At 73.0% G+C, this 11,850-nt stretch carries 17 protein-coding genes; 8 read left to right on the top strand and 9 right to left on the bottom strand.

Annotation, left to right across the window (positions count from 1 at the left end):
- Positions 1-6 precede the first annotated feature (6 nt).
- Complete coding sequence (locus IF06_RS0113595) at positions 7-216, bottom strand: hypothetical protein (protein WP_225319459.1); 210 nt, start codon at positions 214-216, stop codon at positions 7-9.
- 56 nt (positions 217-272) lie between these two features.
- Positions 273-854, bottom strand: coding sequence for a nucleotidyltransferase (locus IF06_RS0113590; protein WP_013288157.1), 582 nt, complete (start codon positions 852-854; stop codon positions 273-275).
- Positions 855-1,004: 150 nt separating this feature from the next.
- Between IF06_RS0113590 and IF06_RS0113585 the strand changes: the two genes are divergently transcribed.
- On the top strand, positions 1,005-1,751 hold the full coding sequence (locus tag IF06_RS0113585) for a dTMP kinase (protein WP_013475421.1): 747 nt from the start codon (positions 1,005-1,007) through the stop codon (positions 1,749-1,751).
- Here IF06_RS0113585 and IF06_RS0113580 read toward each other — a convergent pair.
- Entirely contained in the window at positions 1,736-2,413 is a 678-nt protein-coding gene (locus IF06_RS0113580) for an SDR family NAD(P)-dependent oxidoreductase (protein ID WP_030271321.1), read from the bottom strand. The two genes, IF06_RS0113585 and IF06_RS0113580, sit on opposite strands and share 16 nt — an antisense overlap.
- A 257-nt stretch (positions 2,414-2,670) precedes the next feature.
- On the opposite strand from IF06_RS0113580, the gene IF06_RS0113575 reads away from it, so the two are divergent.
- From IF06_RS0113575 to IF06_RS0113565, 3 genes are all read left to right on the top strand, one after another.
- Entirely contained in the window at positions 2,671-3,585 is a 915-nt protein-coding gene (locus tag IF06_RS0113575; RefSeq protein WP_013288154.1) for a MurR/RpiR family transcriptional regulator, read from the top strand.
- Entirely contained in the window at positions 3,582-4,529 is a 948-nt protein-coding gene (murQ, locus tag IF06_RS0113570; protein WP_013288153.1) for an N-acetylmuramic acid 6-phosphate etherase, read from the top strand. Before IF06_RS0113575 ends, murQ begins: the two co-directional genes overlap by 4 nt.
- 469 nt (positions 4,530-4,998) lie before the next feature.
- The gene (locus tag IF06_RS0113565) at positions 4,999-5,988 is read left to right on the top strand and encodes a sigma-70 family RNA polymerase sigma factor (RefSeq protein ID WP_030271317.1); all 990 of its coding nucleotides are present in this window, start codon (positions 4,999-5,001) and stop codon (positions 5,986-5,988) included.
- Between the two features lie 73 nt (positions 5,989-6,061).
- On the opposite strand, the gene IF06_RS0113560 is transcribed toward IF06_RS0113565, so the two are convergent.
- Complete coding sequence (locus tag IF06_RS0113560) at positions 6,062-7,027, bottom strand: C40 family peptidase (RefSeq protein WP_030271315.1); 966 nt, start codon at positions 7,025-7,027, stop codon at positions 6,062-6,064.
- Between the two features lie 415 nt (positions 7,028-7,442).
- Here IF06_RS0113560 and IF06_RS0113555 point away from each other — a divergent pair, with 415 nt between their 5' ends.
- The gene (locus tag IF06_RS0113555; protein ID WP_013288150.1) at positions 7,443-7,961 is read left to right on the top strand and encodes a DUF6232 family protein; all 519 of its coding nucleotides are present in this window, start codon (positions 7,443-7,445) and stop codon (positions 7,959-7,961) included.
- 7 nt (positions 7,962-7,968) lie between these two features.
- Here IF06_RS0113555 and IF06_RS0113550 read toward each other — a convergent pair whose 3' ends face one another.
- Together IF06_RS0113550 and IF06_RS0113545 are read right to left on the bottom strand one after the other, a co-directional pair.
- Positions 7,969-8,298, bottom strand: a complete 330-nt coding sequence (locus IF06_RS0113550) for a DUF3817 domain-containing protein (protein WP_030271312.1) — start codon at positions 8,296-8,298, stop codon at positions 7,969-7,971.
- Positions 8,299-8,323: 25 nt separating this feature from the next.
- Complete coding sequence (locus IF06_RS0113545; RefSeq protein WP_030271310.1) at positions 8,324-8,782, bottom strand: hypothetical protein; 459 nt, start codon at positions 8,780-8,782, stop codon at positions 8,324-8,326.
- A gap of 123 nt (positions 8,783-8,905) precedes the next feature.
- Here IF06_RS0113545 and IF06_RS0113540 point away from each other — a divergent pair, with 123 nt between their 5' ends.
- Genes IF06_RS0113540 through IF06_RS0113530 form a run of 3 tightly spaced genes read left to right on the top strand, consistent with a single transcriptional unit; the run spans position 8,906 to position 10,096 of the window.
- Positions 8,906-9,205, top strand: a complete 300-nt coding sequence (locus IF06_RS0113540) for a DUF6158 family protein (protein WP_013288147.1) — start codon at positions 8,906-8,908, stop codon at positions 9,203-9,205.
- A complete protein-coding gene (locus IF06_RS0113535; RefSeq protein WP_013288146.1) occupies positions 9,205-9,522 on the top strand; it encodes a hypothetical protein in 318 nt (105 codons plus the stop codon). The genes IF06_RS0113540 and IF06_RS0113535 overlap by 1 nt, the downstream gene beginning before the upstream one ends.
- A gap of 34 nt (positions 9,523-9,556) precedes the next feature.
- On the top strand, positions 9,557-10,096 hold the full coding sequence (locus tag IF06_RS0113530; protein WP_013288145.1) for a DUF1360 domain-containing protein: 540 nt from the start codon (positions 9,557-9,559) through the stop codon (positions 10,094-10,096).
- Between the two features lie 58 nt (positions 10,097-10,154).
- On the opposite strand, the gene IF06_RS0113525 is transcribed toward IF06_RS0113530, so the two are convergent.
- Genes IF06_RS0113525 through IF06_RS0113515 form a run of 3 tightly spaced genes read right to left on the bottom strand, consistent with a single transcriptional unit; the run spans position 10,155 to position 11,763 of the window.
- Positions 10,155-10,364 (bottom strand): hypothetical protein, encoded by a 210-nt coding sequence (locus IF06_RS0113525; protein WP_013288144.1) that lies wholly within the window; start codon positions 10,362-10,364, stop codon positions 10,155-10,157.
- Positions 10,365-10,391: 27 nt separating this feature from the next.
- Entirely contained in the window at positions 10,392-10,625 is a 234-nt protein-coding gene (locus IF06_RS0113520) for a hypothetical protein (RefSeq protein ID WP_018786980.1), read from the bottom strand.
- Between the two features lie 40 nt (positions 10,626-10,665).
- Positions 10,666-11,763 carry a 3-deoxy-7-phosphoheptulonate synthase gene (locus tag IF06_RS0113515; protein ID WP_030271308.1) on the bottom strand — a complete coding sequence of 366 codons (1,098 nt, stop codon included), beginning with the start codon at positions 11,761-11,763 and terminating at the stop codon, positions 10,666-10,668.
- Positions 11,764-11,850 lie beyond the last annotated feature (87 nt).

The following is an 11,850-nucleotide window of genomic DNA, read 5'->3' as shown; positions in this document are numbered from 1 at the left end:
CCTCCCTCACGGCAACTCCTCGACCTGGGTGGGCGCCTGCGTGCGGATCACCCCGATGTCGCTCGTCACGTGGGTGTCCGGGAAGCGCTCGGCCACCCGCCGCAGGATCTCCTCCCGCCGGTGCGGGCTCTCCACCTCGCCGTAGAGCACCAGCCCGTTCTCCCGCCGCACCACCGTGATGCCCTGCTCGGCCACGGTCGGGTCCTCGGCCAGCATGCTCTGGATCTCCGCCTCGACGTACTCGTCGGGGGGAACGTCGCCGGACAGTCCGGTCACAGGGTCTCCCTTCCTCCGGGCGCGCCGCCGGGCAGCACGTCCAGCCGGTCGAGCAGCACCAGGAACGCCTCCGCGTACGGCGAGTGCTGCGTCTCCTTCCGTACCCGTTCCCAGTCGATCTGTTCCCGCAGCGAGCGGGCCAGCGGCAGGGCGCGGGCGAAGTCGCAGTAGTGCTGGGAGAAGCTGAGCAACTTGTGCACCATGAGCTGGCTGGCCGAGAGCACCGGCATGTGGATCGCGTCGACCGGGCGCACGATCGTGTCGGCGAACGTCTCCTCGGTCACCGGCGTCTCCACCGGCCGGTGGATCAGGTCCACCATCCGGTCCTCGTCGTAGACCTTGACCAGCCAGTCCTCCGGCGGGCGCTCGGCGGTGAAGCCGGCCTCGACCAGCGCCTCCAGCGCCCGGTCGACGTCCACCTCGCGGAGCAGGAAGTCCACGTCGTGGTCGCTGGAGTGACCGCCGTGCGCGTACACCGCGAAGCTGCCACCGAGCGCGAACGGGATCTCGGACTGTTTGAGCACGGCGGCGACCTTCTTCAGCGTGTGCACCAGGGTCTCGTCCCCGCGCTCGGCCATCTGCGGCTCCCTCGTCGTCATGTGGGCGGTGGGACCACGATGCGTACCCGGCGGACGCTCCGGTCACACCTGTTGCGGCGCGATCGGCCCGCCAGGGCAGGAAAGCGACATACGGGCCGGTGTGAGCATCGGTCGGATAACCTCGGGAGGGTGGCCAGCTCACTGCGGACGCGGCGGGGCAGGGCCCGACTGCGCACCGTCGCCCTGATCGGCATCGACGGCTCAGGTAAGACCACCCAGGCCCACCGGCTCGCCCAGGCGCTCACCGCGGCCGGCCGTCCCGCCACGTACCACCGCAACGCCGGTGGCCGCCGCTGGCTCGGCCGTATCGCCCAGCGGGTCGGCCGTCCGGACGCGCAGCGGCTCGTCGGGCGCGACGGCCTGCTCGTGGTCGAGTCGGTGCTGCGATGGTTGGCCATCGCGCTCGCGCTGCTCAGCTGCCTGGTGACCGGGCGTACCGCGGTGATGGACAGGTGGTCCGCCTGCCAGTACGCCAGCATCCGGGCACACGGCGGGCAGCGGTGGGAGCGGCTGGCCCGGGCCGGGTACCGGATCTTCCCGGCGCCCCGGGTGACGTTCCTGCTCACCGTCGACCCCGCCGAGGCGTACCGGCGGATCGAGCGGCGCGGCACCGACCACGAGACCATGGAGTGGCTGACCGCCGCGGCCGCCGCGTACCGGGACCTGCCGGAGTACGGCAGCTTCGTGGTGGTGGACGGCAACGGCCCGCCGGAGGAGGTGGCCCGCCGGATCCGGGCGCACCTGAGCGAGTGGCTGCCCGACGACCCGTCAGCCGGTCCCGGCCCGGCTCCGGCCGGCCCGGCTCCGGCCGGCCCGCGCCGCCCGGTCGGTGGCGCCGGGCGGGACGGGCCGGTGCCGGTTCAGGCCCGCCCGTAGACCGGGATGCTCGCGCCGCTGGTGGGCGCGGACTCGGGGGAGGCCAGGAAGCGGATCACCTCGGCGATCTCGGCCGGCGGCACCCAGCGCCCGTGGTCGGCGTCGGGCTGGGCGGCGCGGTTGGCCGGGGTGTCGATGACGCTCGGCAGCACGGTGTTGCACCGCACGCCGCGCTGCCGGTACTCGACCGCGACCGTCTCGGCGAACGCCCGCACCGCGGCCTTCGCGGTGGCGTAGCCGGAGGCGCCGGGGAACGGCGTGACCGCCGCCCGGGCCGAGACGCAGACCAACGCGCCGTCGCCGGACGCCATGAGGTGCGGCAACGCCGCGTGGGTGACCAGGTACGTCGGGCGCAGGTTGAGCCGCAGCATCCGCTCGAAGTCCTCGACCGGGGTCTCGTGGACCAGGGCGCCGGCGGCGTACCCGCCGACGAGGTTGACCACCGCGCGCAGCGGCGCGGCCGGTTCGGCGGTCGCGGCCTCGACCGCCCGCGCGGCCCCCTCGGGCGTCAGCAGGTCGGCCACGACGCGGACCGGGCCGTCGTCCGTCCCGGGCTCCCGCTGGGGTACGACCACCCGCCAGCCCGCGTCGAGGAAGGCGGCGGTGACCGCGCCGCCGAGCCCACCCGTGCCTCCGGTCACCAGCACCGTGCGTTCCGTCATGGACACACGCTAGCCAACCGCCCCGCCGACGGACCGGTGGGCCGTCCGGCCCGTCCGGTCGAGGCCGACCAGGCAGGCCCTGCCGCGCGACGGCGGACCGGCACGTCGGGCGGCAGGAGTGACTCGACCGGAGCGGATGAGGCGGCGGGGCTGCGACAATGGGATCCTTGGCCCGGGGGCGGGCACGGAAGACGGTAAATTTCCCGATACGCGGTGTCATGGTTGACGCTCACGCCGTGTGAAAGTAAGTTTCATCCGTGGCGAAGAGTTCGAAGATTTCTGCGAGTCACGAGCCCGGTGGACTGATCGTCCACATCAGCGGCCTGCTGCCCTCGCTGTCCCCGGCCGAACAGCGGGTGGCCCGGCTGGTCGTCGCCGATCCGGCGGACGCGGCCCGGCGTACGATCACCGACCTCGCCACCGCCGCCGAGACGTCCGAGGCGACAGTGATCCGCTTCTGCCGCTCGGTCGGCATGGACGGCTACCCCCAGCTGCGGATCCGGCTCGCCGCCGAGGCCGCCCGCCGGATCGAGCCGCCGGACGCGCGGGTGGTCGGCGGCGACATCCCGCCGGGTGCCGACCTCGCCCAGATCATCGCCACGATCGCGTTCAACGACGCCCGGGCCGTGGAGGAGACCGCCGAGCAGCTCGACCCGGCGGTCTGCGAGCGAGTGGTCGAGGCGATCGGCGCGGCCGGCCGGATCGACGTCTACGGCGCGGGTGCCAGCGGCTTCGTCGCCTCCGACTTCCAGCAGAAGCTGCACCGCATCGGCCGCATCGCGTTCTACTTCCCGGACGTGCACACCGCGCTCACCTCCGCCGCCCTGCTGGGCCGCGGCGACGTGGCGGTCGGCATCTCGCACACCGGCACCACGTCCGACGTCATCGAGGTGCTGGAGCAGGCCCGGGCGCGCGGTGCCACGACAGTGGCGCTGACCAACTTCCCGCGCTCGCCGATCACCGAGGTCGCGGACCACGTGCTCACCACTGCCGCCCGGGAGACGACATACCGCTCCGGCGCGACCGCCAGCCGGCTGGCCCAGCTCACAGTGGTCGACTGCCTCTTCGTCGGTGTGGCCGCCCGCAGCCGGGCCCGGACGAAGAAGGCCCTGGAGGCCACCGCCGAGGCGGTCCAGTCGCACCGGGTCGGCCCCGGGCGGAGGCGGGGATGACGGCGGGTCGGGTGGAGCGGGACGGCGTGGCGGCGGTGCGACCGGTGGTGCGCGTCGGCGCGCCGACCGAGCGGCGCAACCCGCACAGCGTCGACCTCGACCTGATGTCCACCCGGGACGTGCTCACCGTGATCAACGAGGCGGACCGGCGAGTGCCGGCCGCGGTCGCCGCGGTGCTGGACGAGATCGCCGAGACGGTCGACCTGGCCGTGGCCGCGCTGCGCGACGGGCACCGTGTGCACTACTTCGGGGCCGGCACCTCCGGTCGCCTCGGCGTGCTGGACGCGGCCGAACTGGCGCCGACGTTCAACTCGCCGCGGCACTGGTTCTGCTCGCACCTCGCCGGCGGCCCGGACGCGATGTGGCGGGCCGTCGAGGACGCCGAGGACGACGAGCGCGGTGGCGCCGCCGACGCCGCCGAGTGCGTACGCCACGGCGACCTCGTGGTGGGCCTGGCGGCCAGCGGGCGCACCCCGTACGTCCTCGGGGCGCTCGCCGCGTCCCGGGCGCAGGGGGCCGGTACGGTGCTGCTCTGCGCGAATCCGGAGGCCGAGGCCGCCGCGTCGGTGGACGTCTTCATCGGGGTGGACACCGGACCGGAGGTGGTCACCGGGTCGACCCGGATGAAGGCCGGCACGGCGCAGAAGCTGGTGCTCAACACGTTCTCCACGGCCGTGATGGTGCGTCTGGGCCGGGTCTACTCGAACCTGATGATCGACATGGTGGCCACCAACGCCAAACTGCGCGGCCGCATGATCTCGATCCTCATGGAGGCCACCGGCTGTGCCGAGGAGGTGTGCCGGGTCGCCCTGCGGGAGGCCGACGGCGACCTCAAGACCGCGCTCGTCGCGCTCGTCTCCGGCGCCGAGGTGCCGGCCGCCCGGGCCGCGCTGGCCCGCTCCGCCCACCAGGTACGCGGCGCGCTCGAACTGCTCGCCTCCTGACCGTTCGGCCCGCCCGTACCGCCGATCCACCCGCCCGGCGCATCCGCCAGGCGGGTGCGACGCGTATCACGTGCGGGGAGGGGACGACTCCTCCCGCACGGATTGTTCAACGAGGCGGAGGGTAATCCTTGAGCATGGCTGAACCGACCGGTCCGCAGGCGCGTATCTCGCAGTGACCAGGATCGCAACGACTCGGTGACGCGGCTCGCTGTGTTCATGGAACAGGCAATGGTGCCATTCCATGGGCGAACGGCGATTTCGCAGCTCCGGTGTGCGCCGAAAACGGCGCCCGCGAGCCGCCCGAACCGGGCCGGTAACAGGAAACATGGACCGGGCTCTCAGCTACTACTCAGGCATTCGTGACAGTTTCGACTCACGACATGGAATCCCCGACGCGTCACATCTGTTGTGTAGGTGTCAGCACCTACGGGCACAGCGGAGGTTACGGGGAGGGCTGATGAACGTGGGGATGGCAAGGAACCGGGCAACCGGCGCGAGCGAGGGGACCGTGGCAATCGTGGACAAGAACATCGGCATGCGTACCGACGAGGTCGCCGAGGAGCGGGACCTGGTCGGCGTCTACCTGCACGAGATCTCCCGGACGCCGCTGCTCGACGCCGCCCGGGAGGTCGACCTCTCCAAGGCGATCGAGGCGGGCCTCTACGCCGAGCACCTGCTCGACGAGGATCGGATCCCCGACGGCGTCGACCGGGAGGACCTGGAGCGGCTGGTCGTCGAGGGTGAGCGCGCGAAGGACCTGTTCATCCGCGCGAACCTGCGGCTGGTCGTGTCGATCGCCCGGCGTTACGTGCGCTCCGGGATGCCCATGCTGGACCTGATCCAGGAGGGCAACACCGGCCTGGTCCGGGCGGTCGAGAAGTTCGACTACGAGCGGGGCTTCAAGTTCTCCACCTACGCGACCTGGTGGATCCGCCAGGCGATCAGCCGGGCGATCGCCCAGCAGGAGCGGACCGTACGGCTGCCCGTGCACCTGGTCGAGGACGTCAACCGGATGCGCAACGTGGCCCGGCAGCTCACCCGTGAGCTGGGCGGCGACCCGGAGCCGGAGCAGATCGCGACCGCGCTCGGCGTGACCGTCGAGCGGGTCAACGAACTGGTCCGCTGGTCGCAGGACACCGTCTCGCTGGACACCCCGGTGGGCGACGACGGCGACACCAACCTCGGCGACCTGGTCGCCGACAGCGACGCGCCGTCGCCGGAGGAGATCGTGCTCACCGGCCTGGAGCGGCAGCGGATCGAGGGTCTGCTCAACCACCTCGACGACCGTTCCGCCGGCATCATGCGGGCCCGGTACGGCCTGGAGGACGGGCGGGAGCACTCGCTGACCGAGGTCGCGTCGCGGTTCTCGCTGTCCCGCGAGCGCATCCGGCAGCTGGAGATCCAGGCACTGGGCCGGCTGCGTGAGCTGGCTCGCGCGGAAGGGCTCCAGGCGGCCTGACCTGGTAACAATGAACGGCGAACGGCCGGCGTCCGACAGGGGGACGCCGGCCGTTCGCCGTCTTCGCGGTAGCTCAGACCCGGCCGTAGCCGGCGATCGACATGATGTTCATGCCGCGCTTGCTGACGTTGCGCCCGGCGCTGGGCGCGTCGATGATCTGGCCGTTGCCGACGTAGAGCGCCACGTGCCCGAGCCCGGAGTAGAAGACCAGGTCACCCGGTTGCAGCTCGCTACGGCTGATCCGGGTGGTGGCGCTCCACTGCCGGGCCGCGCTGTGCGGCAGCGACTTGCCGACCGTCCGCCACGCCGCAAGCGTCAGGCCGGAGCAGTCGTAGCTGCCGGGGCCGTCCTGGCCGTAGCCGTAGGGCTTGCCGACGGCGCCGTAGGCGAACCGCACCACAGTGCCGGCGTCACCGGAGACGGCCGGCGGCTTGCCCGCCGAACTGGGGTTGCCGGGCGCCTCGTTGGCCCGCCCGTACGCCTTGCGCCGCATCTCGTAGAGGTCGGACAGGTCCGCCTCGATCCGCGTCTTCGCGGACTTGAGCTGCTTGGCCTGCGCCGCCTCCCGGGCGAGCGTGACGTCCAGCGCGGTCTTCTGGTCGATCAGCCGCTGCTGGTCGGCCGTGAAGCTGTTGATGGTGCGCTGCCGCTGGCGGGTGAGCTGGTCGAGCGTGCCCAGCCGCTCCGGCAGCGTGGCCTGGCCGCCCGGGTCCAGCAGGGCCGCCGCGGTGCGCATGCCGCCGGTCTTGTACGCCGTCGCGGCCAGCACGCCCACGTCGGCGCGGCTGCGTTCGGCCTGTTCCTGCAGCGGCCCGATCCGGGCCTCCAACTTGGCCGCGGTGGCCTTGTTGGTCTTGATGTCCTCGTTGAGCTTGTTGTAGGACTCGACGATTCGCTCCAGCTCAGTCGAGGACTTCTCGATCTGCTTCGTCAGCTCGGCGGGGGTCGGCTCGGCCCGGGCCACCTGCGCCGGGGCGAGCAACGCGGCCGAGAGGCCGGCCACCGCCAGCGAGCGGAGCAGCATCCGTAAGGACGACAAGAGCGGAAAGCTCCTCTCCCACCGGTCGCCGGGCGCGTTCGCGACCCGGCGACACCGGCCCGGGGCCGTCCGGGTGGACGGCTGTCGACCGGGCCGACCTGGACAACCTAACCCGTGATCGCAGTAGTCGGGAGTTCAAGCAGGGGCGAAAGTTGGCAAAGTGGCGGAAAGTGATGAGGGGGAACCGGTGGGTGGATGAGGCGACTCGCCCGATTCGTCGTTCTGGGCGGATGTCGCCAGGCAACGCCAGGCAAAGTCACGACAAAGACGGAAATCGTTCTCTGTTTCCGGCGGGCAGGGCCGGGCCGATGACCCCCGCGACCGCCGAAACCCCGAGGTCAGGTGGCGCGAGGCCAACACAATGAAGCCCGGACGGGAAATCCCACCACGGGATCCCTGCTCCCGGGAGGCCGCCGTGCAGACCGACCGCTCCGCCGCCCAGCCGCCCCGCTCGCCGCGACCGGCCGCACCCAGGCTGCTCTACGCCCGGCCCGGCATCGTCGTCACCGCCGAGCGTTTCACCGTCGGCCGCAACAGCTGGCCGGTGGCCGAGATCACCCAGCTCCGGACCGACCGCGGGCCGCACGACCGGCTCGCGATCCGGGCGGTCGCCGTGTCCGCCGCGATGATCGCCGCGGTGGGCCTGCTGCTCGGCTTCACCGGCGGCCTGCACCGGCTCACCGCCGGGGCGTACCTCATGCTCGGCGCGGTCGGGCTGGTGCCGCTGCTGCTCGTGCTGATCGGCGACCGCGTGCGGCCCCCTTCGCACGAGCTGTGGGGACGGGTGCGCGGCACCGAGGTGCTGCTGTTCAGCAGCGACGACGAGCGGCAGTTCGGCCAGGTCGCCCGCGCGCTGGGGCGGGCCCGGGAGGCGGCGCGGCTGGGCGGCTGGGCCGACCCGCCGGCGGCCGAGCCGTGGCGGCCGGCCCGGTGAGACGCGGTCAGCCCGCGACCGGCTCCGGCGTACGCGACCGCGTCTCGGCGGCCACCCAGTGGCTCACCCGCCGCTCGGCGTAGAACGAGACGAACGGCACGGTGCCGGCGAGCATCACCAGCAGCATCCGCTTCAGCGGCCAGTTCGCCCGGCGCGACAGGTCGAACGTGAGCGCCAGATAGAGCATGTACAGCCAGCCGTGCGCCACGCCGACCACGGCCACCACGCTCGGGTTGTCGAAGCCGTACTTCAGCGGCATGCCGATCAGGACCAGCACCACGAGCGCCACGCCCACGATCCAGGCGATCACGCGGTACCGGGTAAAGGCTCCGCCCACCGTCGTCCGTCCTTCCGCACCGGCCTCAGCCGGGATAGTCGCCGGGCCGGGCGCCCGGATTGGCGTTCAACCAGGATAGGTAGCTGTTGTACGCGGCCAGCTCGGCGTCGTCCGCCCCGTCGGCCGGGGCGGCAGGCGCCCGCACGACGCGCACCGGCCGACGTACCGCCGGGGTGCCGGCGGTCACCGACGGCGCGGGACCGGCCGACGGCGCGGGTCGGTCCGACGCCGCCGGGTCCGCCGACGACGCCGGGTCCGCCGACGACGCCGGGTCGGCGGCGCGCAGCGTCTGGCGGACCTCACGCCACCAGACGAAGATCACGAAACCGGCGAAGACCGGCCACTCGATCGCGTAACCGAAGCTGATCGCGTTCCCCCCGGCGGCGCGGGTGACCTGCCACCAGCCCATGCCGAGGCAACCCGCCACGAGCACGACCATGGCCACGTGGCGGACGATCCACGCCGGTGTCCAGAGCCGATTCATGCCAACGAGAGTACCGGGGCCGCCGGTCGTCTCCGACACGGCGTCGTAGTCCGGGCGGGGTTTGGTGACACGCCCGCTGGGCATCCGAACAGGTGCCAACCCGAACGAGACGAGGGGGCGACGATGACCGAATCGGTACGCCGGGACGCGAGCCCGGAACAGCGGGTCGCGGAGTGGGACGGCGACCACGCCCGTACCGTCGACGCGGACGGCGAGCAACTCGGGGTGGACCCGGTGGAGCTGGGTGACGACGACCTGGTCCGGGAGATGCAGAGCCTGCACCGCACCCGGCTGGACACGCTGCGGCACGCCACCGACTCGGCGCTCGCCAACCACCTGCGGCGCACCGCCGAACTGGAGACGGAGTACCTGGCCCGGCACCCCGGCCGGGAGGTCGACCCGAGCCGGCTGCGGGACGCCTGATGGCCAGCCACGCCGAGCGCGGCATGTCCGCGCCGCCGGAGGTGGTGTTCAACACGGCCACCGATCCGGACCGCTCCTCGGCCTGGCTGCCCGAGCGGCTGCGCAGCTCCGGCACCTGCCGGGTCGAGGTCGTCGACGCCGACGACATGCGGGCCCGGTGGAGTGCCGCGGACTGGTCCGCCGAGATCGACGTGGAGCCGGCCGGCGCGGGCGGTGCCCGGGTGCGGCTGGACCTGGCCGGGCCGGACCACGACCTGGCCGACGAGATCCTGGCCAACCTCGACCGCGAGGTGGCCGACAACCTGACCGCCGGTTGAGCCCGGCCCGCACGACGAGCACGAGGAGGCCGGGTTGACCGGGAGTGGCCTGAAGCAGAAGGTGGCGCGCCTGCGCCAGGCGTACGCACCGCACGAGCACCGGCCGCTGGAGGGCTACCTGAAGGCGATGGGCACGTACGCCGGTGTCACAGCCGCGCTCGTCGGCCTGGTCCGCGCGACCGGCCGGCCGGTGCCCGAGCGGCCCACGCCCGCGGACGTGGTGCTGCTCTCGATCGCCACGCACAAGCTCAGCCGGCTGCTGTCCAAGGACGCGATCACCAGCCCGCTGCGCGCGCCGTTCACCCGCTACGACCACCCGATCGGCAGCGGCGAGGTGATGGAGCAGGTCCGCGACGAGGGCAGCCCGACCCGGCACGCGCTCGGCGAGCTGGTGAGCTGCCCGTTCTGCCTGGCGGTCTGGGTGGCCACCGGGCTCACCGGCGGCCTGGTGCTGGCGCCCCGGCTGACCCGGCTGGTCGCCACCGCGCTGACCGCGGTGGCCGCCTCCGACTTCCTCCAGATGGGGTACGCGGTCGCCCAGCAGGCGGCCGAGGGCGGTCGCCACGAGGCGTGACCCGAGGACACGAAAGGGGGCCGGCGCGCGCCGGCCCCCTTTTCCGTGTCTCCCACAGTCAGGTGGGGGTGGTGCCGTGGTCCTCGCCGGCCCAGCCGCGCGACGCCTCCGGCTCCCGCTCGTCCTCGTCCTCCCCGGTGACGACGTCCCGGTCCACAGCGGTGCGCTCGTGCTCGTTGGCGAAGTCCGGCTCCGGCAGCGTGTCGACGCCCTCCGGGGGCTGGCCGAGCGCCGCCAGGTGCTCGTGGTCGGGGTTGCGATCGGTCATCTCGCGTCCTCTCGGTCTTCCGGGGGGTCAGGCGACCGTGCCGCCCAGCAGATCCGCCGCCTCGTCCGCCGCGTACTCGCCCTGGGGGAGTGCGGCGATCCGGGTGAGCAGCTCCGCGGGGAGTTCGGCGGCCACCGCCCGGCGGTAGATGTCCGCCTGGGTGATCCGCTCCTGGCCGTGGTAGATGTCGTCGAGCAGGTCGTCGAGCGGCCTGGTGTCGGGCTGCTCGGTCACGGGCGCGTCATCGGTCACGCCGACCACCTACCCGGCACCGAACCGGTCAAACTCGCCCCAACCCCGCTCAGGCCGGTGCCGGGAGCGTGGCCCGGCGGGCCCGCACGGCCTGGGCGAGGTGGTCGAGGACCTCGGCGGTGGCGTCCCAGCCGATGCAGGCGTCGGTGACCGACTGGCCGTACGCCAGCTCCCGGGTCGGGTCCAGGTCCTGCCGGCCCGGCACCAGGAAGCTCTCCAGCATGATGCCGGCGATCCCGCGCTGGCCGGCGGCGAGCTGCGCGGCCACGTCGGCGGCGACGAGCGGCTGGTTGCGGTGGTCCTTGCCGCTGTTGGCGTGGCTGGCGTCGACCACCACCCGCTCCGGCAGGCCCGCGGCCCGCAGCAGTTCCAGCGCCCCGGCCACCGACTCCGCGTCGTAGTTCGGCCGGCCGCCCCCGCCACGCAGCACGAGGTGCCCGTCCGCGTTGCCCCGGGTGTGCATGATCGCCGGGGTGCCGGAGACGTCGATGCCGGGGAAGACGTGCGGCACCCCGGCGGCCCGGATCGCGTCCACGGCGGTGGCGATGCTGCCGTCCGGGCGGTTCTTCATGCCGATCGGCATGGACAGCCCGGAGGCGAGCTGCCGGTGCACCTGGCTCTCCACCGTCCGCGCGCCGATCGCGCCCCAGGCCACCGTGTCCGCGATGTACTGCGGGGTGATCGGGTCGAGGAACTCGCAGCCCACCGGCAGGCCCAGCCGCAGCACGTCGAGCAGGAGCGCCCGCGCGGTACGCAGACCCGTGTTCACGTCGCCGGAGCCGTCCAGCGCCGGGTCGTTGATCAGACCCTTCCAGCCCACCGTCGAGCGCGGCTTCTCGAAGTAGACACGCATCACCACGAGCAGGTCGTCGGCGACCCGGGCGGCGGCCTCGCGCAGCCGGCCCGCGTACTCCAGGGCGGCGGCCGGGTCGTGCACGGAGCAGGGGCCGACGACGACGAGCAGCCGGTCGTCGTCGCGGTCCAGCACCCGGCCGACGGCACGGCGGCCCGCCACGACGGCCTCGGCCAGCGGGGTCTCGAGCGGCAGGTGGTGGTGCAGCAGGGCCGGGGTGGTCAGCGGCACCACACGGTCGATGCGCTGGTCGATGACCCGATGGGCGTCCTGGGACGTGGTCACGGTGGGGATTCCTTCCGCCGACCGTGCCCCCGTGCCGGGTCCGGGGGATCGAGCCGGCTGCTCGCATACGAAAGGGCAGGGAAATCGATCCCTGCC

This window comes from Micromonospora globosa, from assembly GCF_000717585.1.
Classification (GTDB): domain Bacteria; phylum Actinomycetota; class Actinomycetes; order Mycobacteriales; family Micromonosporaceae; genus Micromonospora; species Micromonospora aurantiaca.
Note: the sequence above shows the minus strand (reverse complement) of the source record. Positions and strands in the feature narration are given on the sequence as shown.

Coding starts and splice junctions, on each gene's coding strand:
- IF06_RS0113525 (WP_013288144.1), bottom strand. CDS start 10,364: ATGACCGATCGCAACCCCGACCACGAGCACCTGGCGGCGCTCGGCCAG.
- IF06_RS0113590 (WP_013288157.1), bottom strand. CDS start 854: ATGGCCGAGCGCGGGGACGAGACCCTGGTGCACACGCTGAAGAAGGTC.
- IF06_RS0113545 (WP_030271310.1), bottom strand. CDS start 8,782: ATGAATCGGCTCTGGACACCGGCGTGGATCGTCCGCCACGTGGCCATG.
- murQ (WP_013288153.1), top strand. CDS start 3,582: ATGACGGCGGGTCGGGTGGAGCGGGACGGCGTGGCGGCGGTGCGACCG.
- IF06_RS0113540 (WP_013288147.1), top strand. CDS start 8,906: ATGACCGAATCGGTACGCCGGGACGCGAGCCCGGAACAGCGGGTCGCG.
- IF06_RS0113565 (WP_030271317.1), top strand. CDS start 4,999: ATGGCAAGGAACCGGGCAACCGGCGCGAGCGAGGGGACCGTGGCAATC.
- IF06_RS0113595 (WP_225319459.1), bottom strand. CDS start 216: ATGCTGGCCGAGGACCCGACCGTGGCCGAGCAGGGCATCACGGTGGTG.
- IF06_RS0113535 (WP_013288146.1), top strand. CDS start 9,205: ATGGCCAGCCACGCCGAGCGCGGCATGTCCGCGCCGCCGGAGGTGGTG.
- IF06_RS0113580 (WP_030271321.1), bottom strand. CDS start 2,413: ATGACGGAACGCACGGTGCTGGTGACCGGAGGCACGGGTGGGCTCGGC.